Annotated in this window: 23 protein-coding genes; 7 read left to right on the top strand and 16 right to left on the bottom strand. The window is 70.8% G+C overall.

The features are described 5' to 3' along the window. Window positions 1–12: 12 nt before the first annotated feature. The 8 genes from ACZ7DY_RS03615 to ACZ7DY_RS03580 form a co-directional block, all read right to left on the bottom strand. On the bottom strand, window positions 13–486 hold the full coding sequence (locus ACZ7DY_RS03615; RefSeq protein ID WP_471129473.1) for an ATP-binding protein: 474 nt from the start codon (window positions 484–486) through the stop codon (window positions 13–15). A 139-nt stretch (window positions 487–625) separates the two neighbouring features. Then, a complete protein-coding gene (locus ACZ7DY_RS03610; RefSeq protein ID WP_471129470.1) occupies window positions 626–1048 on the bottom strand; it encodes a hypothetical protein in 423 nt (140 codons plus the stop codon). Between the two features lie 127 nt (window positions 1049–1175). Continuing rightward, complete coding sequence (locus tag ACZ7DY_RS03605; RefSeq protein WP_471129467.1) at window positions 1176–2006, bottom strand: MBL fold metallo-hydrolase; 831 nt, start codon at window positions 2004–2006, stop codon at window positions 1176–1178. Further along, the gene (locus tag ACZ7DY_RS03600; RefSeq protein WP_471129464.1) at window positions 1999–2871 is read right to left on the bottom strand and encodes an NAD-dependent epimerase/dehydratase family protein; all 873 of its coding nucleotides are present in this window, start codon (window positions 2869–2871) and stop codon (window positions 1999–2001) included. Before ACZ7DY_RS03600 ends, ACZ7DY_RS03605 begins: the two co-directional genes overlap by 8 nt. An 82-nt stretch (window positions 2872–2953) precedes the next feature. Next, window positions 2954–3982: an AraC-like ligand-binding domain-containing protein gene (locus ACZ7DY_RS03595; RefSeq protein WP_471129460.1), complete on the bottom strand. Its 1029-nt coding sequence runs from the start codon at window positions 3980–3982 to the stop codon at window positions 2954–2956. Between the two features lie 163 nt (window positions 3983–4145). Continuing rightward, complete coding sequence (locus ACZ7DY_RS03590; RefSeq protein WP_471129457.1) at window positions 4146–4556, bottom strand: nuclear transport factor 2 family protein; 411 nt, start codon at window positions 4554–4556, stop codon at window positions 4146–4148. Window positions 4557–4907: 351 nt separating this feature from the next. Beyond that, window positions 4908–6101, bottom strand: a complete 1194-nt coding sequence (locus ACZ7DY_RS03585) for an MFS transporter (protein WP_471129455.1) — start codon at window positions 6099–6101, stop codon at window positions 4908–4910. Beyond that, on the bottom strand, window positions 6098–6673 hold the full coding sequence (locus tag ACZ7DY_RS03580; RefSeq protein ID WP_471129452.1) for an SgcJ/EcaC family oxidoreductase: 576 nt from the start codon (window positions 6671–6673) through the stop codon (window positions 6098–6100). The genes ACZ7DY_RS03585 and ACZ7DY_RS03580 overlap by 4 nt, the downstream gene beginning before the upstream one ends. Window positions 6674–6928: 255 nt before the next feature. Between ACZ7DY_RS03580 and ACZ7DY_RS03575 the strand changes: the two genes are divergently transcribed. Beyond that, window positions 6929–7822, top strand: a complete 894-nt coding sequence (locus ACZ7DY_RS03575; protein ID WP_471129449.1) for a LysR family transcriptional regulator — start codon at window positions 6929–6931, stop codon at window positions 7820–7822. Window positions 7823–7846: 24 nt separating this feature from the next. Here ACZ7DY_RS03575 and ACZ7DY_RS03570 read toward each other — a convergent pair whose 3' ends face one another. Both ACZ7DY_RS03570 and ACZ7DY_RS03565 read right to left on the bottom strand, forming a co-directional pair. Then, window positions 7847–8236 carry a nuclear transport factor 2 family protein gene (locus ACZ7DY_RS03570; protein ID WP_471129446.1) on the bottom strand — a complete coding sequence of 130 codons (390 nt, stop codon included), beginning with the start codon at window positions 8234–8236 and terminating at the stop codon, window positions 7847–7849. Between the two features lie 87 nt (window positions 8237–8323). Continuing rightward, window positions 8324–9586, bottom strand: a complete 1263-nt coding sequence (locus ACZ7DY_RS03565; RefSeq protein WP_471129444.1) for an MFS transporter — start codon at window positions 9584–9586, stop codon at window positions 8324–8326. A gap of 112 nt (window positions 9587–9698) precedes the next feature. Between ACZ7DY_RS03565 and ACZ7DY_RS03560 the strand changes: the two genes are divergently transcribed. Next, window positions 9699–10271 (top strand): TetR/AcrR family transcriptional regulator, encoded by a 573-nt coding sequence (locus ACZ7DY_RS03560; protein ID WP_471129442.1) that lies wholly within the window; start codon window positions 9699–9701, stop codon window positions 10269–10271. A gap of 36 nt (window positions 10272–10307) precedes the next feature. On the opposite strand, the gene ACZ7DY_RS03555 is transcribed toward ACZ7DY_RS03560, so the two are convergent. Together ACZ7DY_RS03555 and ACZ7DY_RS03550 are read right to left on the bottom strand one after the other, a co-directional pair. Further along, window positions 10308–11759 (bottom strand): M1 family metallopeptidase, encoded by a 1452-nt coding sequence (locus ACZ7DY_RS03555; protein ID WP_471129441.1) that lies wholly within the window; start codon window positions 11757–11759, stop codon window positions 10308–10310. Continuing rightward, window positions 11756–12226, bottom strand: a complete 471-nt coding sequence (locus ACZ7DY_RS03550) for a hypothetical protein (RefSeq protein ID WP_471129438.1) — start codon at window positions 12224–12226, stop codon at window positions 11756–11758. The genes ACZ7DY_RS03555 and ACZ7DY_RS03550 overlap by 4 nt, the downstream gene beginning before the upstream one ends. Before the next feature lie 224 nt (window positions 12227–12450). Here ACZ7DY_RS03550 and ACZ7DY_RS03545 point away from each other — a divergent pair, with 224 nt between their 5' ends. Continuing rightward, a complete protein-coding gene (locus tag ACZ7DY_RS03545; protein ID WP_471129435.1) occupies window positions 12451–14376 on the top strand; it encodes a trypsin-like serine peptidase in 1926 nt (641 codons plus the stop codon). Window positions 14377–14617: 241 nt separating this feature from the next. After that, the gene (locus ACZ7DY_RS03540; protein ID WP_471129433.1) at window positions 14618–15187 is read left to right on the top strand and encodes a dienelactone hydrolase family protein; all 570 of its coding nucleotides are present in this window, start codon (window positions 14618–14620) and stop codon (window positions 15185–15187) included. Window positions 15188–15225: 38 nt separating this feature from the next. On the opposite strand, the gene ACZ7DY_RS03535 is transcribed toward ACZ7DY_RS03540, so the two are convergent. From ACZ7DY_RS03535 to ACZ7DY_RS03525, 3 genes are all read right to left on the bottom strand, one after another. After that, the gene (locus ACZ7DY_RS03535; protein ID WP_471129430.1) at window positions 15226–15621 is read right to left on the bottom strand and encodes a DUF2267 domain-containing protein; all 396 of its coding nucleotides are present in this window, start codon (window positions 15619–15621) and stop codon (window positions 15226–15228) included. A 124-nt stretch (window positions 15622–15745) separates the two neighbouring features. Further along, window positions 15746–16141, bottom strand: a complete 396-nt coding sequence (locus ACZ7DY_RS03530; RefSeq protein ID WP_471129427.1) for a DUF2267 domain-containing protein — start codon at window positions 16139–16141, stop codon at window positions 15746–15748. Window positions 16142–16238: 97 nt separating this feature from the next. Further along, on the bottom strand, window positions 16239–16685 hold the full coding sequence (locus ACZ7DY_RS03525; RefSeq protein ID WP_471129424.1) for an Hsp20/alpha crystallin family protein: 447 nt from the start codon (window positions 16683–16685) through the stop codon (window positions 16239–16241). A gap of 173 nt (window positions 16686–16858) precedes the next feature. Between ACZ7DY_RS03525 and ACZ7DY_RS03520 the strand changes: the two genes are divergently transcribed. Together ACZ7DY_RS03520 and ACZ7DY_RS03515 are read left to right on the top strand one after the other, a co-directional pair. Continuing rightward, a complete protein-coding gene (locus tag ACZ7DY_RS03520; protein ID WP_471129422.1) occupies window positions 16859–17554 on the top strand; it encodes a type III effector protein in 696 nt (231 codons plus the stop codon). 412 nt (window positions 17555–17966) lie between these two features. Beyond that, complete coding sequence (locus tag ACZ7DY_RS03515) at window positions 17967–20282, top strand: glycosyl hydrolase family 18 protein (protein WP_471129421.1); 2316 nt, start codon at window positions 17967–17969, stop codon at window positions 20280–20282. A 108-nt stretch (window positions 20283–20390) separates the two neighbouring features. Here ACZ7DY_RS03515 and ACZ7DY_RS03510 read toward each other — a convergent pair whose 3' ends face one another. Further along, window positions 20391–21326 (bottom strand): endo-beta-N-acetylglucosaminidase H, encoded by a 936-nt coding sequence (locus ACZ7DY_RS03510; protein WP_471129418.1) that lies wholly within the window; start codon window positions 21324–21326, stop codon window positions 20391–20393. A 307-nt stretch (window positions 21327–21633) separates the two neighbouring features. On the opposite strand from ACZ7DY_RS03510, the gene ACZ7DY_RS03505 reads away from it, so the two are divergent. Further along, window positions 21634–23436 (top strand): eCIS core domain-containing protein, encoded by a 1803-nt coding sequence (locus ACZ7DY_RS03505; RefSeq protein WP_471129416.1) that lies wholly within the window; start codon window positions 21634–21636, stop codon window positions 23434–23436. The last annotated feature ends 108 nt before the right edge of the window (window positions 23437–23544 follow it).

Raw genomic sequence — 23544 nt, 5'->3', positions numbered from 1 at the left:
CGCATCGCGAGCTCAAGGTCGGTGGCCGGCGATGTGTCCCTCCGCGTCGTCGGCGAGCGCCACGGAAGCGCTGGTGCGCTTGCCGACCACCTCGCGGTGTACGGCGAAGCTCTGGCAGACCGCCATCACGATCTCCAGGCCGTGCTGGCCGATCCGTCCCGGGTCGGCCGCCCTGGCCACCGGCAGGACCGGCGCACTGTCCCAGACCGACACCTCGACACGGCCGCCGGTCAACTCGAGGTCGAGCAGGCAGGGACCAGGGGCGTACTTGCAGGCATTCGTCAGCAGCTCGCTGACGACCAGCTGCACCGTGCCCATGGCGCGTTCGGACACCGGGAGTCCATGGACCGACTGCACACGCTCCAGGAAGGCGCGGGCCAGCTGCCGCGCCTCCGGGATGTCCGCGGTACTGCCCTCATACGCCTGCGATACCTTCACCGGCCCGCCGTCCAGCACCCGAACCTCATCTTGGACAGCCCCGCCCATACGATCCGCTCGCTTCCATACTTCTTGACCTTCAGGACAGGCGCTTACCCAGAAATCCGGAATACACCAGAACGATCATGTCCGAATTTTCGATCCTGCGGTGCGCGGGCGCGTGAGCGCAGTCCGCTGGTCGCGGTCGTCACCGCCCCGTGCGGATGGTGGGGGCCGTGCCGTTGAAGTCCTGTCGGGAAAGTCCCGTTTCATCCAGGGGCCGCCTGGCCAGTCGGCGCACGACGGCTCGGGTCGACCCCCACGACACGAGGTGGGCGAAGAGGAACACGCCCGCGTCCACGGCGAGATGCACGACGCCACAGAGGCCGGTGCGTCCGAGCAGGACCGAACACGTCACGCTGGTGCACCAGCCGATCACGACCATCAGTGACACAGGTACCGCGACCGGCACGCCGCCGAGCCCCAGCGCGCCGAGATCGACGTCCGCGTCGAAACCGTCCGCGTCGATGGCGCCGAACAGGACCAGCAGCCAGAAGCCGATGACGACCGGGAAGGCGGCGCTGAAGAAAACGCCGGGAAACCCCGTGGCCGCGCCGAGCAGCTCCCTCATGTCTCCTCCCCCGTCCCGTGGGTGCTGTCAGGCGCGTGGCCGAGTGGCCGGGTCCCGCTCCCGGAACCCGGCACCCGGTCCTACAGAGGCCGCCGGCGCGGTGAACGCCGTGCGCGAGAGGCCTCGGTCACGCGCCGGTCTCCGTCGGCAGGCCCTGCTCGAAGCGCAGGTAGCGGTCGACCGAACGGGCCAGGACCTCGTTGCCGTCGGAGGTGACGACACGGTCCCACCAGGCGCCGTAGAGCCGGTCGAAGCGGTAGCCGGCGAGGAGTTTGCCGGCGGCGCGGACGGCGTCGGGGCGCTCGGGGATGTGGTTGGCGTAGCTGTACATGATGGTGACCCAGCGGCTGTCCGGGCAGACGTTGACGACGTCGCCGGTGAACAGTGCGCCCCCGTCGGTGTCGCGGTGCATGACCGTGCTGCCCGGGAAGTGGACGCCCGGGTTGATCAGCGTCAGCTCGTCGGTCAGCTTGTGGGTCTGCCCGCTCCAGAAGCGCAGGGCGGGGTCGGGGCGGCCGACCCACTGACGGTCCGCCTCGTGCAGGTAGACGGGGGCGTCGAAGGCGTGCGCCCAGTCGACCATGGCGGAGTAGAAGTGCGGGTGGCTGATGGCGATCGCGCTGATGCCGCCGAGCTCCCGCACCTCGCGGATCATCGCGTCGTCGAGGTAGGGCACGCAGTCCCACAGCACGTTGCCGGCGGCCGTGCGCACCAGGAGGGCGCGCTGGCCGATGGCGAACTCGGGGGTGCAGCCGATGCCGAGGACGTCCGGGCCCTGCTCCTCGAAGCGGCCCTCGTGACCTTCGGCGCGCAGTTCGGCGAGGCTGGTCCACTGCTGGCCGTGGCGTCCCACGTACTGGCGCTCGTCCAGGCAGACCGGGCAGTCGTCACGCGCGGTCGCGTACTGGGTGCCGCAGGTGCGGCAGATGGGCAGGGTGGATCCGGTGATGTCAGCCACGGTCGCCTCCGGCGAGTTCGTTGAGGACGTAGGGGCGGCTGGGCGTCCAGCCGAGTTCGGCGACGGCACGCTGCCCGGACACCACCTGGTTCAGGGCAAGGGCCTCGGCGAACGGGGCGCCGACGGCCTCGGCGGCCTGCTCGAGCGGCCAGGGCTCGGCCCGGCCCGCGCCGCCCGCGGCGATGTCGGCGGCCACGGCCAGGGCCGCGACCGGCACCGCCTCGTGGGCCACGCCGTGCAGCACGCTGCCGGATTCGGCCTTGGTCACCGCGAGCACGAACAGGTCGGCGAGGTCGTCGACGTGCACCATCGGCCAGCGGGTGGTGGCCGGGCCGACGTAGCGGCCGATGCCGTTCTCGCGCGCCCAGCCGGTCATCATGCCGGGAATGCCGCCGCCCCGGCCGTACACGATGCCGGGCCGCACGACGAGGGCGCGCACATCGTCCCCGCCCGTGGCGAGGACCCGCTGCTCGATCCGCGGGCGGTAGCCGACGATGGCTATCGCGTTCGTCGGCGCGTCCTCGTCGGCCGCCGCGTCACCGGTGGCGCCGAGCACCCAGATGCCGCTGGTGTAGACGAAGGCCCGCCCGGAGCCGCGCAGCCGCTCGGTCAGCGCGTCCACGGCCGCCGCGTCGACGGCCTCCTCGCCGGTCGGCGTGGCGAGGTTCACGACGGCGTCGATGTCATCGGTGACGGCGGCCCGAAGCGAGTCCGGGTCGGCCAGGTCCCCCACCACCGTCTGCGCCTCGGCCGGCAGCTTGCCCGCGTCCTTCACGAAGTGGACCACCTGGTGGCCCTCCTCCGTGAACCGGCGCGCCACGGCCGACCCGATGTAGCCGGTGGAACCCAGCACCAGTACCTTCACGTCCACTCCCCATTTATCTACGTAAAGTTGATCTTCATCGGATTTCGGCGGATGTCTCCCGCCTCACCGACAGAAGGAAAATCTAGAGGTGCCCGACGGCCGAAAGTCGTCGTGGCGTGCAGGAACTCTCGACTCCACGTGCAGGGCCGGGGCCGAGCACGTGACGGCGGTACTCACCGGGGGTGAGGCCGTAGGCCTGCCGGAAGGCGCGGCCGAACACGGTGGCGTTGGAGAAGCTCCAGCGGGCGGCGATCGTCTGGACGGGCAGCGCTCTCAGCTCCGGTCGTGCGAGGTCGGCGCGGCAGCGCTCCAGGCGGCGGGTCCGGATGAGTCCGGCGACTCCCTCGGACTCGTCCTGGAACAGCGCGTAGAGGCCGCGCAGGGAGATGTTGTGGTGGTCGGCGACGGCTCGGGGGGTGAGTCCGGGGTCGCCCAGGTTGCGTTCGATGTAGACCTTGGCCCGCTCGAGGAGCGCACGGGCGCGGACCTCGGGCGGAGTGGCCTCCATGGTCCCGAGCTGTTCGGCCAGGTAGGCCGTGGCCATGTCGAGGGCGACCCGCCCGAGCGTCGGGAGTTCCTCGCTCCCGCAGTCCGGGCCGTTGTCGCGCAGGCTCGTCAGGAAGTCGGCCATGACCGCGCCGAGGCCGGTCCGCGGGAGCCGGCGGGCGACGAGCTGGTCGATTCGGCCGGCGCGCAAGGGCAGCTCCGACCGCGGGAGTTGGAGGACGATCACGCGGGTCGGTCCGCCGTCGCGGTCGGTGTCGCACTCCAGTGGGGCCGAGGTGTTGGTGACGATGAAGCCGTCGACGACCAGGCCGGAGTCCCGGCCGAGTTGGCTGGTTTTCATCGCGTTGCCCTGGACCAGCACGAGTTGGTACTGCTCGGGGTCGCCCTGCCTGATGTGCGCGGGGGTGCGGCGCGACCATACGGGCGAGAACTCCAGCGTCGACACCGTGACCGCGCCCAGTTCGATCGCCCCGATGCCGGCGTGGAAGTCATCGGCCCGGTCGGTGCCGATCGCCACGGGCATGATCTCCGTGGCCACCGTCTCGGTGAACCAGTCGAACCTGTCCGCCGCCGAAACCTCGCGGGTGGACGCACGTGTCCACATCCGGCCCCCTGTATCCACAGACATAGTGATGACTCATCCGATGTGATCTTCGTGAACTCTGACGTGATGGACCTGTAGGTCTCCGGTCCGTCCGGGGCGCCGCCCTCGGTGTACGGGGTGGTGTGCGTCCGGGTGGGCCGCAGGTCGGCGACTGTGCGCGCATTCAGGGGTTCCTCCGCTCTTCGTGGGGGGCGGCCCCGGTCGGCGGGGCGTCGCCCGGGGTCTTGCTGTAGCCGAGGGACTCGACGATCAGCCCGTCCCGGACGAGCGTGAGGTGCACGCCGCGGATGGAATCGTCGGGTCCGTCGCCGAAGTGGTACCGCCAGCGGACCGTCGCGCGTTCGCCGGTGATCAGGACGGCCTCCGGCTCGTACCGGCCCGTGCGGTCCTCGGCGAGTGCCCGGCAGAACTCCAGGCAGGCGGCGCGACCTTCATAGCGGGCCCCGTCGGGCGCCGGATCTTTCGCCTCCATCACGCAGTCCTCGGCGATCAGGTCGGGGAGCGACGAGGCGTCGTGCTCGATGAAGGCACGGTTGAAGCGGTGGATGACCTCGGCAGTGGTGTGGAACGACATGCCGTAACCCCTCGGGAGTGGAACGATCGGTCTGCCATGTCCCGTCCGGTGGCGGGCGGGTGACCTGCCTCCCCCGACGGTGCGCGTGCCGTCCGGGAGCCGGCGGCCGGCTTTCCCGGTGGCCCGCCGCGTCTGGGCCGGCCGGGGCCTCGGGGGTGTCGGGTGGTGCGGGTGATGTCGCGGGCGAGGCCGCGTATGCGGTCGTCGGCTTTCGGCGGCGCTTCGGCTGACGCGTGCATGCGCGTACTCCTTTCCGAGGAACGAGACGCCCGGGGCTTGAACCGCCGGGCTCTCTGGTGGGGTGGGGTCTCCCGAATGGGTGCGCGCGGTCGAGCGGGCCGGGTCCCCCGGTCAGCTCCGGCGCGCGCTCCGGACGGCCAGGGCGGTGAAGAGGGTGAGGACGGCCCCGGTCGTCAGGACGCCGTTGATGGAGAGGTGGGTGGCGACGAGCCCGCCGAAGAGGGCGCCGAGTGCGATGGCGAGGTTGTAGACGGAGGTGTTCAGGGCGGTGGCCGCCTCGGTCGAGTCGGGTGCCGCCTTGAGGATCCACGTCTGGACGCCGACGGGTACGCCGCCGAAGGCGAGCCCCCAGCCCATCAGGAGCAGGGCCCCGGTGACCGGAGTGCGGCCGACGAGCGGGAAGACCGCGAGGATCACGGTCAGCACGACGCTGATGGTGAGGATCGTGGCGCGGACGTTCCGCTCCGCGGCCGCACCGGCGAGGAAGTTGCCGAGGATGCCGGCGACGCCGAAGCCGAGCAGGAGCGGGCCGATCGCGCCCTCGCCGATGCCCGACGTGGTGTGCAGGACCGGGCTGACGAAGGTGAAGGCGGCGAAGTGGCCGCCGACCAGGAGGAACGTGGCGAGGACACCGGCGCGCACCACGGGGTGCCGGAACTGCCGCGGCAGCGTGCGCAGTTGGACGGCCTGCTGGGCGGGCATGGGCGGCAGCAGGAAGAGCAGGGCCACCAGGACGACGAGACCCAGTGCGCCCGCGGCCACGAAGGCCGTGCGCCAGTCCGCGAGCCCGCCGATCAGCGTCCCGGCCGGTACGCCGAGGACGTTGGCCGCCGTGGCGCCGCCGAAGACGACCGCGATGGCCCGGGGGATGGACCGTTCGGGCACCAGCCGCACGGCGAGGCCCGCGGCGAGCGCCCAGAAGCCGCCGATGCTGATGCCGACGAGGAAGCGCGACACCAGCAGGACGGTGAAGTCGGGTGCCACCGCCGAAAGACCGTTGGCCAGCACCATCAGGGTGATCAGGCCGATCAGGGCGGCCCGCCGGTCGAGCCGGCCGATCGCCACCGGGAGCAGGGGCGCCGTAAGGGCGGCGACCAGTCCGGGGACGGTCACCATCAGTCCGGCGGTCCCTTCGGAGACGTCGAGGTCCCCTCCGATGAAGGGGAGGAGCCCGACGGGCAGTGATTCGACGGTCACCAACGCGAACGTCCCGACCGCCATGGCGACGACGGCGAGCCACCTGGTGAGCGGAACCCGCTCGTCGACGGGTGGGGCGGATGCCGTCGAGGTACCCGTGACGGTCATCGGTGTGCTCCGGCCGGCTGGACGCGGTCCACGTCGGACGTGTCGTGGCCGATGGCCGTGGTGCCCTGGGCGAGGGCGATGCGCCACCGGCCGTCGTCCTTGGTCAGGACGTACACCGGGGTGCCGGGGGCCACCTCGGGGTGGGCCGCCACCACGCCGGCCCAGCGGCGCTGGGCCGCGCTGGGTCTGTCGCACCGTCTGCCGCGCCGGTCCGGGCCGTCGTGGCCGCGGAGCACCTCGTCGAGGCGCCGCCCGTCACGGGTGATCGGCCGCTGACGGATCTTGACCGCGGCGAGGTCGGGCCGGATGAACACGATGGCCTCGGCCTCGCAGGTGAGGGTCAGCGGCCGGTCCACCGTGGCGGGCAGCGAACGGCGGGCGAAGGCGTCGATCGCCTCCAACCCGGTGAGTGGGTCACCGTGCGGCACGGTCCACACGGCCTCTTGGCGGAACAACTCCGTGAACGCGTCCGGCAGTCCGTTCTGCTGCGCGTACTCGATCTGAGCGACGAGGCCGACGACGGCGCGTACGTCTTCCTGCGGCACGGTGACGCCGGTGATGAGCGGCTTCATGAAGGGTTCCTCCCTGGATGTGCGGGCGTGCTGACGGCCCGGGACGACGGCTGGTCTCCCGTACGTACGACACGGCCCGGCGGCCGCGGGCGGCGCCGGGCGGTGCGGTGGCACGGGGACGGGCACCGCGCCGCTCGCGGATCACCGAGCGGCGGTTCCGGCGCACCAGCGATCCTTCAGCTTCCCGCCGCGCCCATCAACGCCGAAGATCAGTAGGATTCGATAACTCAGGCTTATGACGGGGGTCGGCCACACATGGAAATACGTGACATCGAGATCTTTCTGGCGCTGGCGGAGGAACTGCACTTCGGCCGGGCGGCCGAGCGGCTGCACCTCACGCAGGCACGTGTCAGCCAGGCGGTCCAACGTCAGGAACGCCAGCTCGGGGGCCTCCTCTTCGACCGCTCGAACCGCCGCCAGATCCGTCTGACGCCGCTCGGCCGACAGCTGCGCGCCGACCTCACGCCGATCTACGCGAACCTGCGTTACAGCCTCGACCGCGCCCGGATGAGCGTCCGCGGCAAGACCGACCGCCTGAGGGTCGGCATGATGCCGTTCAACGTGCCCGAGCTGCAGGCCTTCTGGCAGACGTTCCGGTCCCGCCACCCCCAGTGGGAGCTGCAGATCCGCAGGGCGCCCTACATCAACCCCTTCGCCAGGCTCCGCGAGGGCGACTACGACGTGCTCATCGCCTGGCTGCCGGTGAACGAACCCGACTTCACCGTCGGCCCGGTCATCTTCCACGACCGCCGCGTCCTGGCCGTCTCCGCCGCCCATGAGCTTTCCGAGAAGCCCGCCGTTTCCGTAGAGGCCCTGGCCGACTTCGCCCATGCCATGCCACCCGAGATGCCCGACTACTGGGAGGACGGCTACCTGTCGTTCTACACGCCCCGGGGCAAGACGCTCGAACGCGTCGAGCAGGTCTCCAACGCCGACGAACTGATCCACCTGGTGATCACCGGTGAGATCGTCCACCCCTTTCCGTCGCACGTCACCCGCTACTGGTCCGCGTTGTCCCAGGTGCGCTTCGTCCCCGTGCCCGAGATGGGGACCATTCCCTACGGCCTGATCTGGCGCAGGGAATCCGAGAACGAACTGATCCGGGCCCTCGCCCAGACCGTCCGCGACATCGGCGCTGTGCGGTTCTGAGAACGCCGGGCGGGTTCGGAGGACTCAGCCGGTGAGCTGGGCCTTGAAGATTGCGCTGTTGAAGTACGCCTTGGCCTCCCGGATGAGGCCGGTGTCGTCCAGTTCGTAGATGTTGATGCCGGACCAGTTGACCGGCTTGCCGTCCAGGGTGACGGCGGCGCCGCGCCAGGAGACGGCGACGTGGTGGCCGACGGTGTGGGCCTCGGTGGGCGTCAGCCCGAGGAAGGGGCGGAAGTCGGGCAGGACGGAGGCGATGAAGTCGCCGATCGCGGCGCGTCCGACGATCGGTGACGAGCCGATGGGGTCGTGGAAGACCCCGTCCTCGGCGAACGCTTTCGCCCAGGTCTCGGCATCGCCGTCCTGAGAGGCCCGGAAGAACTGCAGGATGGCCGGGGGCATGGCAGGGAACGTCATGGAGAATCCTTCGGGTCGGTGGTGGTGGCGCCAGGGATGTGGGAGGCGGTCCCGGCGGCGGTGCCCGCGGGGCGGACCGGCACCCCTTCACCGCGGTGATCCCGCGGTCGACGCCACGGCCCCGACGGGCGACGAACCCTTACGGCGCGGGCGTCGGCCGGTGAGAAGGGCCCCGAGGGCGACAGCGGCGGCGGTCGCGGTGAGCGCGCACACCCCCGGCCAGCCCAGCAGGTCGTAAGCGCGGATGCCGAGCCAGGAACCGGCGCTGCCGCCGAGGAACGAGCACGTCATGTACGCGGTGTTGAGGCGACTGCGGGCTTCGGCACGCAGGGCGAAGATGCGGGCCTGGTTGGCGACCTGGCTGCACTGCACCGCGACGTCCAGCAGCAGGAGCCCACCTGCAAGTCCGACCAGGCCCGGCGCGCCGCCGGCGGTACCCGCGGTGAGGACCGCGGCGGCGGCGAGGGTGGCGATGACGCACCACCGGTTCACGCGGTCCGCGCCGTGCCGGTCCACCCGGCGCCCTGCCGCCGGGGCGCAGAACATGCTGGCGGCGCCGATCAGCGCCAGCACCCCGACCACTTGGGCGTCCAGCCGGTAGCGGGGGCCGGTGACGAGCAGGGCGAGGGCGGTCCAGGCGGCGCTGAAGGCGCCGAAGAGGGTGGCCTGACAGAGCGCGGAGCGGCGCAGCTCCGGCTCGGTACGCAGCATCCGTACGGTACCGGCGAGCAGCGCCGGGTACCGCTCGCGGACGGAGGCCGTGGGGGTGGCCGGCAGAGCCGTGCCGAGGACGAGGGCGAGCAGGGCGGTGAGTGCGGCGGCTGCCAGGTACGGGGCGCGCCAGCCGAGGTGCTCGCCGAGGACACCGCCGAAGGTACGGGCCAGCAGGATGCCGCCGATCAGACCGCCCTGGAGGGTGCCGATCACCGAGCCGCGCCGGTCCGGGGCGACCAGGCCCGCAGCCATGGGGAGCAGCAACTGAGGGACGACCGTGGCCATGCCGACCACCGCGCCGGCGGCGATCAGGGGTCCCGCCGTGGGGGCGAGGCCGGCGGTCAGCAGGGCGCAGGCGGTCACCGCCAGCAGGATGGTGATCAGGGGTCGGCGCGGCAGCCGGTCGCCGAGGGGGACCAGCAGGAAGATGCCTGCGGCGTAACCGAGTTGGGTGAGCGTGGCGACGCCCGCCGCCGCGCTCGGGGTGATGCCGAGGCCGTCGGAGATGAGCGGGGTCAGGGCCTGCGGGAAGTAGACGTTGGCCACGCTCACGCCGCACGCCAGCGCCATCACCAGCGGCAGTCGCCGCCCCGGCGCCGCGGGCTCGGGAGGGGCGGGTGGATTGATCGGGGACATCGCGACTCCAACCGAACGAACTAGATGGTTCGAAAGCTGGTCGAGAGCGTCGCAGACGGATGCCCGCTCGTCAAACGAACCAGTTCGTTCCCGTCTTCGTTACCATCGGCGCATGGCATATGACTCCGCGGCGACCAAAGAACGCATCCTCACGGCGGCGGCCTCCGAGTTCGCCGCCCACGGCGTCGCCGGCGCCCGCGTGGATCGCATCGCCGCCCAGGCCAAGGCCAACAAGCGGGCGATCTACGACTACTTCGGCGACAAGCAGAAACTCTTCGCCGCCGTCCTCGAACGCCTCATGGCCGACCTCGCCCGGGCCGTCCCGCCCGGCGACGAGGAGCTGCCCGTCTATGCGGAGCGCCTCTTCGACTACCACCGCGCCCACCCCGAGGCGCTCCGGCTGCTCATGTGGGAGGCCCTCGAACTCGGCGACCAGCCGGTCCCTGGAGAAGACGCCCGCACCCGGCACTACCAGGACAAGCTTCAGGCCGCGCAGACCCCGGACGGCGGCGCCGACCCCCGGACCCGCCTCTTCTTCACCCTCGGTCTGGTGGGCTGGAGCCTGGCCATGCCTCAGCTCCGGCGCATGATCCTGGGCCCCGGCGACAGCCTCGATCAGCTCCGTCCCGCCATCGCCCGCGCCGTGGAGTCCCTCCCCGCGGGAGACGGCCCCGGGCAGGCGTGACCCGCCCTCGCCGCTGCCGTCGCTGCGACGGTGCCGTCAGATGTGCGCCGGCTTCCCCGCCTCGAAGAGCCACGTGTCGAACACCTCGGAGAGGTCCTTGCCCGACTTCTCCTCGCACAGGGCGATGAACTGCCGGGCGTCGGCGTTCCGGTGGCGGTAGCGCTTCGTCCAGGTGTGGAGGATGTCGTAGAAGGTGTCGTCGCCGACGGCTTCGCGCACCTTGTGCACGGTCATGGCGCCCCGCCCGTAGACCGGAGAGTCCGACGCGCGCTCCCCGCTGGGCGGGTCGGCCGGCGGGAAGTCCCAGATGCCCTCGGCCTCCGGGTGCGTACCGTCGTAGAACTCCTCGAAGGTCTCCTGGGCGGGCTTGCCGTCCTGGTCCTCCTGCCAGAGCCACTCCGCGTACGTGGCGAGGCCCTCGCTGAGCCACATGTCCTTCCACGCGCCGGGGGTGACCGAGTTGCCGAACCACTGGTGCGCCAACTCGTGCACGAGCAGCGTCTCTTCGGGCGCCTCCTCGAAGTACGGCTTGGTCTGGGTCTCCAAGGCGTAGTCGAGCCCGGGCAGATGGTCGACGACGGCGCCCACCGAGGAGAAGGGGTAGGGCCCGAAATTCACGGTCGCCCAGTCGATGACGTCGGGCACCGACTCCTCGATGCCTTCGGCGTCCTCGCTCTCGTCCGGGTCGACGGCGACGTAGACGGGCACGCCGTCGGAGGTTCTGCCCCGGTGGACCTCGAAGTAGCCGACGGAGACGTTGGCGAGGTAGCTCGCCATGGGTTCCTTCGTCCGCCAGTGCCGGGTGACGCGGGCGCCCCGGTCCGTCTCCTTCACCAACTCGCCGTTGCTCACCACGTCGTACGGGTCGCCGTCCTCGTCCTTGGGGACCGTGACCGTGATGTCGTACGTCGCCTTGTCCGAGGGGTGGTGATTGCCCGGGAACCACGTCGTCGAGCCGGTGGGCTGCCCGAGGGCGGTCGAGCCGTCGTCCGTCTCGATCCAGCCCTCCAGGCCCCCGTCGGCCCCCTCGATCGTTTTCGGGGTGCCGTCGTAGGTGACGGTGGTCTTGAATGTGTCCCCGTCGGGGATTGCCTTCGCGGGCGTCAGAGTCAGCTCGTTTCCGGCGCGGCGGAAGCTGGCCTTCGCGCCGTCGACCGTGGCGGTCCGCACCTTCAGTCCGGCGAGGTCGAGGTTGAAGCGGCTCAGGCCCTGGGTGGCGCGGGCGGTGATGACCGCGGTGCCCTTGAGGCGGTTGGTTTCGGGGATGTAGTCGAGGTCCAGGTCGTAGTGGGAGACGTCGTAGCCGCCGTTGCCCAGCCCGGGAAAGAGCGCGTCCCCGACGCCGTCCGCTCCGCTCCGGGCCGCCGGGCCGTGCCCCGCGCCCGTGCACGAGGTGCCCGCCGTCACCAGCAGCACCGCGAGCACCACGGACCGGGAGCGCCGTGCCAACGCGGTGGCCCCGCCGCCCGTGCCGTGCCGTGCGATCACGAGGTCCGGTCCCCCGCGCGTCGCCTGCGGCGCGCCCGCGCGCCGCCCACGCCGAGCGCGGCCACGACGGCGCTGGAGCCGACACCGACGGCGACACCGGTGCCGAAGCCCGGCCCGTCCTCAGACGCCGTTCCGCGTGCGTGACCGGATGACGCGTCCGGTGCGGCGACCTTCACCTTTCCCCGCAGCACGATCGGCGGGTAGTCGCACACGTACTCCTTATCCCCTTCGCCGACGCAGTCCGCGTCCTTGTGGCGCAGGGTCACTTTCACCGCGTACATGCCGGGCCGGGTCCCGTCCTTGATCCGGGCCGCGCCCACCCAGGCGCTCCCCGTGTCGCCCAGGGCCGTGTCGCCGGTCAGCGCGGGGCCGGAGATGTCCACCGCCGTGGGATGCGGATTGCCGGGACGCTCCTTCACCGTGATGTCCACGACCTCGCCCGGCCGCGCGGGGCCGCCGACGGACACGTACCCCCGCCCGGGGAAAGGCAGCGTGTCGGCGCCGGCAGTGGCCGCGGCCCCAACGAGCAGTACAGGCACGGTGATTGCGACATATCCGCTACGTACGGACAGAGATGTGAAGTTGACCATATATCCTCCAGTCCGCAACAGTCTTACGATCATGACTCATATCGGCGCGGTCATGCCACACGGCGTGACCCGCCTCTCATCTTCATGTGGGGGAAACGACCATGCGATTGCGCAGAGCGCTGGGTGCCGCGGCGGGGGCCGCGGCACTGGTTCTGTTGCCGGGCATACCGGCGTACGCGGATCAGGGCGATCCGACGCCCAGAGGGGAAGCCACCGCTCCGACGACGGTGGAGAACACGCAGAAGCCCGGGCCGAAGCCCGGGGTGAAGAAGACGGAGAAGCCGACGGCACAGAAGCCGACGGCGCAGAGCACGGCGAAGTCGTCGGCCACCGTGCCGCCGACCCCCGTGCCGGCCGGCGGTGACCAGGACGCGCGCGGCTTCACGCCGGCCGACGCCGACGACTACTGGACGCCGGCGCGCATGCGGGCCGCGAAGCCCGTCCAGGAGCAGGAGGCCAAGGGGTTCTCGGCTCCTCCCTCCAGGCTGGCCCGCTCCGCCAGCCGCCCGTTCGAGGGCCTGCCGATCGTCGGCACCTTCTTCTGGAACGACGGCACCAACACCGGCCGCTTCTGTGGCGGCACGGTCGTCAAGAGCCCCGGCAAGAACATCGTGATGAGCGCCGGTCACTGCTTCGACGACCAGGACGCGCGCAAGAACCTCACCTTCGTCCCGCAGTACGACGACGGCAAGAAGCCGCACGGCGCCTTCACCGTGCGGCCGGGGCGCATCTACGTCGACAAGCGGTACCTGGCCAAGGGCCCGGACGCCGGTGCCGACCTCGACTTCAACTTCCTGCAGCTCGAACCGCGCGGCGGCAAGAACGTCGAGGACGTCGTCGGCGGCGCCGAGTTGAAGATCAACGCCGGGTACGACCACTCACCGGTCCGTCTGATCGGCTACCCGGCCAACCAGAAGCGCCCGCTGGACTGCACGGACAAGACCGTGCGCTACAACAGCACCGACCCGAAGATCCCGGGCAGCTTCCTGCGCATCGCGTGCGACAAGTACTCCGGCGGCGCGTCGGGCGGTCCCTTCCTCATCAAGCAGGGCACCGGCTGGGGCATCATCGGCGTCATCGGCGGCTGGAAGACCGGCGGCGACAAGGACGACATCTCGTACAGCTCGTACCTCGACGGCGACGCCAAGGCGCTGTACGACGACGCGGTCAACAACCGCCCGCCGGCCGGCCGCGGCGTCCTGGGCAAGGCCGAGACCTGGCAGCACGCCGAGGCGATGGCCGGTGGTTACTTCACCGACGGCAACCCCGGCACCTGGGACTACTCCGACCTGATCGTGCGCTGGTCCGACGGTGAGGTCACCCTGTACCGGGGTGCCGGTGAGGATGCCGACAACTTCGACAAGGAGATCCGGCTCACCGGCCCCAACGGCACCTGGAAGCACGCCGCCACCATGGCGTCCGGCGACTTCACCGGTGCCGACCGCGACGACCTGATCGTCCGCTGGTCCGACGGCGAGCTCACGCTCTACCCGGACGTGGACGAGAAGGGCTTCCACGGCGAGGTCCAGCTCCAGAAGCCCAACGACCTGTGGAAGAACGCCACTTCCATCACCGGTGGGCGCTACACGAGCGACAACAAGTGGTCCGACGACCTCCTGGTCCGCTGGAGCGACGGCGAAGTCACCCTCTACACCAACGTCAACCGCGACGGCTTCCACGGCGAGAAGCAGCTTGCCGCGCCCAACGGCACCTGGAAGCACGCCTCGACGCTCACCTCGGGCGACTTCACCGGGAACGACCAGCACGACCTGATGGTGCGCTGGACCGACGGCGAGCTGACGCTCTACAAGGACGTCGACCAGAACGGCTTCCACGGCGAGACCCAGCTCAAGAAGCCCAACCGCCTCTGGGCGCACGCCACCGTCCTGGCCGCGGGCGACTACACCGAGAACCGCCACCCGGACGACTTCCTGGTGCGCTGGTCCGACGGCGAGGTCTCCATGTACCCGGACACGGACGAGACCGGCCTGAACCGCGAGATCACACTGGTGTACCCGCCCGCGTGAGTGCGGGCGATGCGGTACGAGTGGTAACGCGAGGGAATACGAGTCCGTTCCCTGACGTGAACGGCCGTGCTGTGACCGCCCGTTGAGCTCGCTCGTACCGACATCACGAGGGAGGGCCCGGCACACGCCGGGCCCTCCCTTCGCGTCACTCCCCCGTTTCCGTAGGACGGGTCTTGTTCGGCGTCCCTCGATCATCCTGGAGTTCCGGATCATTCGCTGCCCACGAGCAAGGGATCCGGGCATGACCGAGGTCGTACTGTTCCACCACGCGCAGGGGCTGACGTCAGGAGTCGTCGCGTTCGCCGACGAGCTCCGCGCGGCCGGCCACACGGTCCACGCGCCCGACCTGTTCGACGGGCGGACCTTCGGCTCCCTCGAAGAGGGGCAGCGGTACGTCGAGGGGATCGGCTTCGGCGAGATCACGGAGCGCGGTGTCCGCGCGGCCGAACTCCTGCCGCGGGACGCCGTTTACATCGGGTTGTCCCTCGGTGTGCTGCCCGCCCAGAAGCTGGCGCAGACGCGGGCGGGCGCGCGGGGCGCGCTTCTGCTCCATGCCTGCATCCCTGTCACGGAGTTCGGCCCGGCGTGGCCCGACCGGGTGCCCGTGCAGGTGCATGCGATGGAAGGCGATCCGTTCTTCGTGGAGGACATCGATGCCGCCCGCGCACTCGTCTCCGAGTGCGCGGAGGCGGAGATGTTCCTGTATCCCGGGGAGCAGCACCTGTTCACGGACAGTTCGCTGCCGTCCCACGACCCGAACGCCGCCGGGCTCCTCACCCGGCGGGCGATCGAGTTCCTCGGCTCGCGCTAGGTCCGTCCCCGGGCGTGCGGGGGGGGGCCGGGATCCGCTCAGGCGGCCTGGATGAGTTCGGCGCGGCCGAACAAGAGGGCGTAACCGGTGGGGAGTTGGCCGAGGATACGGGTGAGGAGCTCGGGCCCGGCGAGGGCGGCGACGGTGGTCAGGACGGAGCCGGTGTCCCAGCGGGTGGTGGCCAGGGGCGCCTGGGTGCGGGCGGCGAGGTCCTTGACGAAGGCCCAGCCGGTGAGGGGCCGGGGGTCGGGGATCTGGGCGGTGAGGATGGCGGCGGCCCGGTGGGGCAGGCGGGCGGCGAGGTCGACGCGTTCCTCGCCGGTCAGCTGGCGCCCGAGTCCTTCGAGCACGAGGCGCACCGCTTCCTCGGCTCGTTCCCGGGTGGGGTAGGCGCCCGCGTAACGGACCTTCTCCAGCATCTGTTCGTACGTCATCGCGGAGGGGCGCCGGAGCGTTGCGGGCCGGTCGGACTTCACTGCGGTGGTTGCCTTTCTGTCTCCGATGTCGTGGTGCCGGTGCCCGGCGGGGAGCGCGGTCCGGGCGCGGGCGGGTGGGTGGTCAGGCGAGCTTGGGGCGGCCGAAGAGCAGGTCGTAGCCCGTGGGGAGCTGGAGCAGGATCTGCCGGAGCAGGTCGTCGCCGGCCGTGTCGGCGACCGTGCTGAGCACGGCGCTGACGTCCCAGTTCGCGGTCATTTCGGTGGCTCCCTCGATCCACGCCGCCGTGGCCCGCACGAACCGCTCCGGTGAGAGTGGTTCGGCGCTCTGCAGCGGGTTGAGCAGGATCAGGGCGAACTCTTCCGGCAGGCGCGCGGCCAGTTGGGCACGCACGTCGCCGACCAGGTGCGCGCCGAGCAGGGCGAGCACGACGCGGGCCGCGCGTTCCGCTTCGTCTCGGTTCCGGTACTCGCCGCGCTCCCGTACGTGGTCGAGAAATGCTTCCCGTCGCAGGGTCACGTCGGCCGCCACCTCTCTGGGGCCGGTGGACGGAGGGCGGGGCGAGGGGGAGATCAGCTGCCCGTCCTCCGCCGCCGGCCGGTCCGGGTCGTCGGGCTCAGCCGGAGATTTCCTTCTGGGAGGACTCCCCCTCGATACGGGACCCTCCCCCGCCGATGGTGATCTTGCGGGGCTTGGCGCGCTCGGCGATCGGGATGCGCAGGGTGAGCACGCCCGCGTCATAGTCGGCCTTGATGCGCTCGGTGTCCAGCGAGTCGGCCAGCACGATCTGGCGGGAGAAGACGCCGAGCGGCCGCTCCGACAGCTCCATCTGCACGCCGTCGCCCTTGGCCGTGGGGCGGCGCTCGGCCTTGACGGTCAGCATGTTCCGTTCGACGTCGATGTCGATCGCCTCGGCGCTGACGCCGGGGAGGTCGAAGGCCACCACGTACTCCTCGCCCTCGCGGTACGCGTCCATGGGCATCGCGGAGGGCCGGGTCCAGGTGCCGGTCAGCTGCTGGGCGAGACGGTCGAGCTCGCGGAAGGGGTCGGTGCGCATCAACATCGCGAAACACCTCCAGAAGGTCGGGCAAGTAGCTGCCAATGCGCTTCACTGAAACCGTTGTAACATGTCATCCAATGGATGACAAAGCTGATGTCATCGAAATGATGACGCGCTCTTCGGAGAGGTCCATGGAGGGCGCGTACGGAGACACGGAGACGCCAATGGAGGTGCCGATGACAGCGCGTGACCAGCCGATCCCGTCCGATGCCGACAACCAGGGACCGGCGGCGTTCCTGGCCGCGGCGGCGGCCCTGGACTCCATCAGCGAGGCCCTGAACACCGCCCGGGACGAGGCCTCCGGCTCCCCGGACTCCGCCGGTTCCGCGGGCTCCCCCGCTTCGTCCGGCTTTCCCGTCGCCTCGGGCGCCGACCCGGAGCAGGCCCTGGCCTCGCTCCTGCTGCTCCGCCAGATCCGTGAGCAGCTCGCCGGCTGGGAGACCGGCCTGATCGAAACGGCCCGCAACGCGGGCGCCAGCTGGGCCGACCTCGCCCACCCGCTGGGCGTGGCGAGCCGCCAGGCCGCCGAGCGCCGCTACCTGCGCAACCGCCCCGGCCCCGCGGGGACCACGGGAGAGCAGCGCGTGCAGGCCACCCGTGAGCGCCGTGCGGCCGACCGCACCCTTGCCACCTGGGCTCGTCGCCACGCCGCCGACCTGCGCCGCGTCGCGGGCCAGATCACCGCGCTCACCGACCTCCCCGCCGCCGCCCGTCGCCCGGTCAGCCAGCTCGACGCCGCCCTGTCCCACGACGACCCGGCGGCGCTCGTCAGCCCCCTGAACGCCACTCGGCCCCACCTGGCGGCCAGCCACCCTGACCTCGCCGCCCGGCTCGACGCCCTCGCACGGTCCCGGGCGGCCACCAGCGACTGACCCGGCGGCGAGCACGGACCTCCCGGAGGCGACACCCCGGACAGGACGGGTGGGCCGCCTCAAGTCAAAGGGGAGCAAAATATCGCGGGATTGGTCCAGTCCTTTCCGTGCGCCGGAGCGTGGCAGAGAGGCGAGGCACCGCGGATTGGTACGGTCCGGGGCCTTTCCGTGCGCGTTGACATGCTCACGGGTGGTGGTTCCCTAAAGGTCTGTACCGCAGGAAGCGCGTCCGACCCCCGCCCCATCGGACCCGTTCCCGCATCCAACGCTGCCCCCGTACGCCGTCGGCAGCGGCGGACACACGGACGCGAACCGAAGGAGAGCCTCCCGGCCAGCCCGAGCACCCCGGCCTCGGCAGTCCCGGCAGACTCGGCAGGCCCCGCACGGACGCCTCACCTCCTCAAGGAGAGCCGTGTCCCCACTCAGACCAGCGGCCGGACCCCACGGGATCCTCGCCCCGCCCCGACGCCTCATCGCCGTACTCGCCGTGCTCGCACTGGCGTTGGCCGGACTCACCTCACTCGCGCCCCCGGCCGTCGCGGCCGCCAGACTCACCGCCACCTTCGTCAGCGAGGGCAGCGGTTCGTCCTGGACCGGCAAGTTCATCGTGAAGAACAGCGGTGACACCGCCGTCGACACCTGGTCCCTGGAGTTCGACCTGCCCGACGGCGTCACCATCAGCGACCACACCCACGGCACCGCCGAGATCAAGGGCAAGCACGTGGTCGTGACCCCCGCCTACTACAACGCCCGCGTCCCGGCGGGCCGTGACACCGAGCCGTACAGCTACACCTTCCGCGGCAGCGGCCAGCTCAAGGCGCCGACCGGCTGCCTCGTCAACGGCGACAAGTGCGACGGCACCGCGGCCGTGCCACCTAAGGCGCCCACCGGCGTGAGCGTCGCCGACACCACCGCCCGCACGGTGAGCCTGAAGTGGACGGCCGCCGTGCAGGGCGACTTCCCCGTCGCGTCGTACGAGGTGCTGCGCGGCACCACGGTCGTCGCGGCCGGCGCCACCACCCAGGCCACGGTGCGTGACCTGGAACCGGCGACCGCCTATCAGTTCAGCGTCCGGGCCAAGGACACGCGCGGCAACACCGGCGAGGCCAGTGCCCCCGTCAGCGCGACCACCGTGGACCCGGCGACCGACACCGTCCCGCCCACCGCGCCCCGCAACCTCCGCGCGAGCGACGTCACTTCGAGCACCGTGAAGCTGACCTGGGACGCCGCCACCGACAATCAGCGCGTCGCCGCCTACGACGTCTACCGCGGCACGACCCTCGTGGAGAGCCTGCCCGCGGCCACGCTCACCAGCACCGTCACCGGACTCGCGCCCGCCACCGACCACTCCTTCACCGTCAAGGCGCGGGATGCCGCCGACAACGCGTCGCCCGCGAGCAACACCCTCTCCGTCACCACCAAGGACCCCGTCGGCCAGGACGGGTACGCCAAGGTCGGCTACTTCGTGCAGTGGGGCATCTACGGCCGCCAGTACTTCGTACGGGACCTGGAGACGTCCGGTGCGGCGGCCAAGCTCGACGTCATCAACTACGCCTTCGCCAACGTCGACCCCAAGAACCTCACCTGCCTCAACGGCGTCACCAAGGGCACCACGCAGAACCCCCAGGATCCCAACCAGGGTGACGGCGCCGGGGACGCCGAGGCCGACTACGGCCGGGCCTTCCCGGCCGGGCAGTCCGTGGACGGCGTCGCCGACGACGGCTGGGGCAAACTGCGCGGCAACTTCAACCAGTTGAAGAAGCTCAAGGCCAAGCACCCGAACCTCAAGGTCGTCGTCTCGCTCGGCGGCTGGACCTACTCCAAGTACTTCTCCGACGTCGCGAAGACCGACGACTCGCGGAAGAAGTTCGTCAAGTCCTGCATCGACATGTACATCAAGGGCAACCTGCCCGCGTACAACGGCGCGGGCGGTGACGGCGTCGCCGCCGGCATCTTCGACGGCTTCGATCTGGACTGGGAGTGGCCCGGGTCGCCCGACGGCCACCCCGGCAACCACTGGAGCACGGACGACAAGGCCAACAACACCGCTCTGATCGCCGAGTTCCGCAGACAGCTCGACGCGCTCGGCGGCAGCCACCGGCTGCTCACCGCCTTCACCCCGGCCGACGCCAAGAAGATCAACGACGGCTGGGACCTCAAGGAGGTCTTCAAGTACCTGGACTTCGGCAACGTCCAGGGCTACGACTTCCACGGCGCGGGCAGCGACAACTCCTGGGAGCCCAACCGCACCGGCCACCAGGCCAACCTGTACAAGGACGCGCAGAGCCCGTACCCCACCGACTTCAGCATCGACGACGCCGTGAAGACCTACACCGACCAGGGCGTCAAGCCGCGCAAACTGACCATCGGCTTCCCGTTCTACGGGCGCGGCTGGCAGCAGGTCGCCGACGGCGGCGCGCACGGCGAGTGGCAGAGCGCCAACGGCGCCGCGCCCGGCCAGTTCCAGGAGGAGGCGGGCACCCGCGGCTACGACAACCTCGTCGCGGCCTTCCCCAACCTCACCGTCTACCACGACGAGCAGTCCGTCTCCACGTACGGCTACACCGGGGCGAACGGCCAGTGGTGGTCCTTCGACGACACCTGGTCCATCGGTAAGAAGACCCAGTACATCAAGGCCAAGGGCCTGCTGGGCGGCATGATCTGGGAGATGTCCGGAGACACCTCGGACAGCGTCCTGTTCAACGCCCTCGACCGCGGGCTGAAGTAACCCTCCCCCTCCCCCGAGACGGGGCCGCTTCGGAAACCCCCTCCGAAGCGGCCCCTCCTGTCCCCTGGCCCCCGACATCGTTGTCAGGACGTGGCCCGCACGGCTGTGCTACGGCGTGTAGACAGCGTCGCTGCCATACAACTCCCTGGTGAACGCGGAGACATCGGCGCTGCGGTCGGATCCGTCGAGGTTGTACGTCAGATAGACGCCGTACCCCTCGCGCACGGTGCGCCGGGCGAGGTCGGCGGCCGTGCCCTGCGAGGTCCGGCCGATCTCGACGGCGGCCGGGGACAGCTTCGACTTGGGCAGTGCGATGCCGGGGACCTGCCAGCTGCCGTAGTACGGGTTCCAGGCGTAGTCGAACTTGGACGTGATGTCGACGCCGCCGTAGGAGAGGCGTGACGCGGACGGGCCGATGTTGTAGAGGCTGATGATCTTGCCCGGCATGTTCGCGCGCAGCGCCGTCACCAGGTGCACGAACGAACTGGCGTTGGGCTGCCCGGTGCCGTTGTTGCCGTACTCGGCGTACTCGTCGTCGAAGTCGATGCCGTCGAGGCCGTACTTGGTGACGGTGTCCGACAGCTGCTTCGCGAACGCCGAAGCCGCCCGCTGCGAGGGGAAGTTGGCGAAGCCGGCGCCCTGGTGGTTGCCGAGCACGGAGAGGACGACCTTGATGCCCTTTCGCTGCAGCGGCCGTATCTCGGTGACAGCGTTGTCGAGGACGCGCTGCACGTTCTCGTTGAAGTACAGGTACGCCGACTTCTTGGTCGTGTCGTAGTTGATGTTCGCCGCGAAGATCACGGCGACGTCGAAGACGTTGTCACCGCCTTCCGCGAGCGTGTACTTGCCGACGTTGAGCATGCTGTTGTCGTTCACCTCGACGTATGCCACCGAGGTCGGTCCCTGCTTCTCGACGGCGGAAGAGGGAGCGGGGGCGGGGGCCGCTGCCGCGCCGGTGGTGGCGGTCGTACCGAAGGCGAGGGCCGCTACGGCCGAGAGCGCGAGCGCTGCGGTCCGCGCTCTGCTCCGTACCAGTGTGAACATCGTTGATCGGTCTCCCATCGTGGGGGTCGGCGCCCGACCTGTTCGAAGCGCCGAGTGAGCCCTCCGAGTTTTCCGCTCCCGTGACCAATTCCCGGAGACCGTGCGCGATTTCTTCACGACTCCCACGCACGTCACACCCCGACCCGGCGCTCGAACCGGCCTCACGTCCCACAGGGTGAAACCGCCGTCCCAAAGGCAGAGCGGGGCACCCCTTCTGCCCTCCGGACTGCCCCGGCGGCTCTGGTGCGCGTGCCACCCGCCCCGGTATGCAGGGGGAAGCCGCATTTCGCCGCCAGATGAGGACCACGTGCACGACCACAACAGGACGACGACCGGCGCCGACCCGGACCGGGCCCCGGCCCGGCAGGCACCCGCGGGACCGCGGGCGGTGCCGCGCGGGCTCGCGGGTCTTCAGGCGGTCGCGGGCAACGACGCCGTGGTGCAGCTGCTGCGCCAGGCCGGGCAGTTGCCCCCGGAGCAGCACCAGCACGGTGCCGGCTGCGGCCACGGGACACCCGACGTGCAGCGGTCCACCGTCCACAGCGTGCTGCGCGCTCCCGGGCGCCCCCTGGACGAGGCCACGCGCGCCGACATGGAGACGCGGCTCGGCGCCGACTTCTCCGACGTACGGATCCACCATGACGCGGCGGCCCGGTCCTCCGCGGCCGAGGTGGGGGCGCGGGCGTACACCTCGGGCAGCCATGTCGTGGTGGGCGAGGGCGGCGCGGACCGGCACACCCTCGCCCATGAGCTGGTCCACGTCATCCAGCAGCGCCGGGGCGCGGTCGCGGGGACCGACACGGGTTCCGGTCTGAAGGTCTCGGACCCGGCCGACCGGTTCGAGCGGGAGGCGGAGGCCACCGCGCGGCGCGTCATGACGGGGCACACGGCCGCGACACACGACGTCGGTTCCGGTTCGGGGGCGCGGGCGGAGGCGTCGGCCGGGGAGCCGGCCGCCGTGCAGCGGATCGTCAAGGTCACCCCCGGCATGTACATGCGCGGCGTGGGCGCCACCGAGGAGACGCTCTCCGCGGCCGTGTTCATGCGGTACCTGGCGATCGCGGTGCAGGACGAGGTGAACCGCGCCCAGAAGCTCGACCCGGGCGCCACCTTCGAGGCGGACCTCAAGGAGATCAAGCGCGGGCTCAAGTCCGCCGCGCCCGACATGGCGGCGGCGCTGCGGCTGACCACCCGGCTCGTCACCGCGGTCAACGCCTTCCTGGAGCAACAGCAGACCTACGTCTCCGATCACCATCCGCCGACCCATGAGGACGGTCCCGGCGCCATGGTGACGGTGCCGAACGCGGAGACCCGGTACGCGACCCGGCCGGACACCGAGAACACCGGCTACTACCACACGTCCCTCTCCGGGAAGACGGAACCGTACTGGGGAAACGACGACACGATGCGCGAGAAGACCGGCCGGTCGCTCGGCCCGCTCGTCGACACCGCCCCGCAGGAGCAGCCGAGGCTCCAGAACCACGCGCGCGGCGGGGCGAACCTGCCGCTGACGCGGCTGACGCTGAAGCAGGCCGTGGACATGCTGCCGCGCCCGCTGCTCAACCTCATCTTCGACGTGCGCTACCAGCTGGAGACGCCGGACCCGGGGCAGCAACAGCCCGTGATCGACGAGCGGTCCGAGGCGCAGAAGGACGTCCGCGACAAGAGCCCCAACCAGGCGGGGACGCTGCGCAGTTGGCACCAGGACGACTACGGCAGGCTGCCGGACAACCACTTCGACCCGGCCGCCGTCCCCGCGCACGCCCAAGGACTGCACGCCCACTACACCGCCAACTCGCAGTCGGGTGCGGGCTCCTCGGTGCAGGACGCGGCCACGGCGCCCCGCGGTTTCGCCGAGTACACGGGTACGGGAAGCGACTGGGAGCACAACGTCAAGGTGGTCCTGGACTACATCAACAAGCGCGTGTACCTCACCCTGACCCACTACCAGTACTGGGCGCTGATCCCTCCGGAGCGAAGCGGCGGCCCGTACACGTTCTGGCAGGGCCCGGGCCAGGACCTGGGGGCGGCGCAGGCCGAACTGAACCAGCAGCCGCGCGGCTCGTCCGGGATCATGATGAGCCCGTGGCTGGAGATCGCCATGTCATGAGGGAGGCGCACGGCTCACGGCTCGCGGGCGTTCTCGGGACCTTCTGCCGTCGAGGACGGGACTTGTAGGAGCGGGATCGGCGGGATGCGCGTGGTGTGCTGGGACGAC

This window comes from Streptomyces sp. NPDC037013 (assembly GCF_055607265.1).
Note: the sequence above shows the minus strand (reverse complement) of the source record. Positions and strands in the feature narration are given on the sequence as shown.

Bases quoted from the DNA above. Each gene is read 5' to 3' on its own strand.
- ACZ7DY_RS03580 (WP_471129452.1), bottom strand. From the start codon at position 6,673: ATGAAGCCGCTCATCACCGGCGTCACCGTGCCGCAGGAAGACGTACGC.
- ACZ7DY_RS03565 (WP_471129444.1), bottom strand. From the start codon at position 9,586: ATGTCCCCGATCAATCCACCCGCCCCTCCCGAGCCCGCGGCGCCGGGG.
- ACZ7DY_RS03525 (WP_471129424.1), bottom strand. From the start codon at position 16,685: ATGTTGATGCGCACCGACCCCTTCCGCGAGCTCGACCGTCTCGCCCAG.
- ACZ7DY_RS03520 (WP_471129422.1), top strand. From the start codon at position 16,859: ATGACAGCGCGTGACCAGCCGATCCCGTCCGATGCCGACAACCAGGGA.
- ACZ7DY_RS03585 (WP_471129455.1), bottom strand. From the start codon at position 6,101: ATGACCGTCACGGGTACCTCGACGGCATCCGCCCCACCCGTCGACGAG.
- ACZ7DY_RS03545 (WP_471129435.1), top strand. From the start codon at position 12,451: ATGCGATTGCGCAGAGCGCTGGGTGCCGCGGCGGGGGCCGCGGCACTG.
- ACZ7DY_RS03575 (WP_471129449.1), top strand. From the start codon at position 6,929: ATGGAAATACGTGACATCGAGATCTTTCTGGCGCTGGCGGAGGAACTG.
- ACZ7DY_RS03610 (WP_471129470.1), bottom strand. From the start codon at position 1,048: ATGAGGGAGCTGCTCGGCGCGGCCACGGGGTTTCCCGGCGTTTTCTTC.
- ACZ7DY_RS03595 (WP_471129460.1), bottom strand. From the start codon at position 3,982: ATGTGGACACGTGCGTCCACCCGCGAGGTTTCGGCGGCGGACAGGTTC.
- ACZ7DY_RS03540 (WP_471129433.1), top strand. From the start codon at position 14,618: ATGACCGAGGTCGTACTGTTCCACCACGCGCAGGGGCTGACGTCAGGA.
- ACZ7DY_RS03535 (WP_471129430.1), bottom strand. From the start codon at position 15,621: ATGACGTACGAACAGATGCTGGAGAAGGTCCGTTACGCGGGCGCCTAC.
- ACZ7DY_RS03590 (WP_471129457.1), bottom strand. From the start codon at position 4,556: ATGTCGTTCCACACCACTGCCGAGGTCATCCACCGCTTCAACCGTGCC.
- ACZ7DY_RS03570 (WP_471129446.1), bottom strand. From the start codon at position 8,236: ATGACGTTCCCTGCCATGCCCCCGGCCATCCTGCAGTTCTTCCGGGCC.
- ACZ7DY_RS03560 (WP_471129442.1), top strand. From the start codon at position 9,699: ATGGCATATGACTCCGCGGCGACCAAAGAACGCATCCTCACGGCGGCG.
- ACZ7DY_RS03510 (WP_471129418.1), bottom strand. From the start codon at position 21,326: ATGTTCACACTGGTACGGAGCAGAGCGCGGACCGCAGCGCTCGCGCTC.
- ACZ7DY_RS03615 (WP_471129473.1), bottom strand. From the start codon at position 486: ATGGGCGGGGCTGTCCAAGATGAGGTTCGGGTGCTGGACGGCGGGCCG.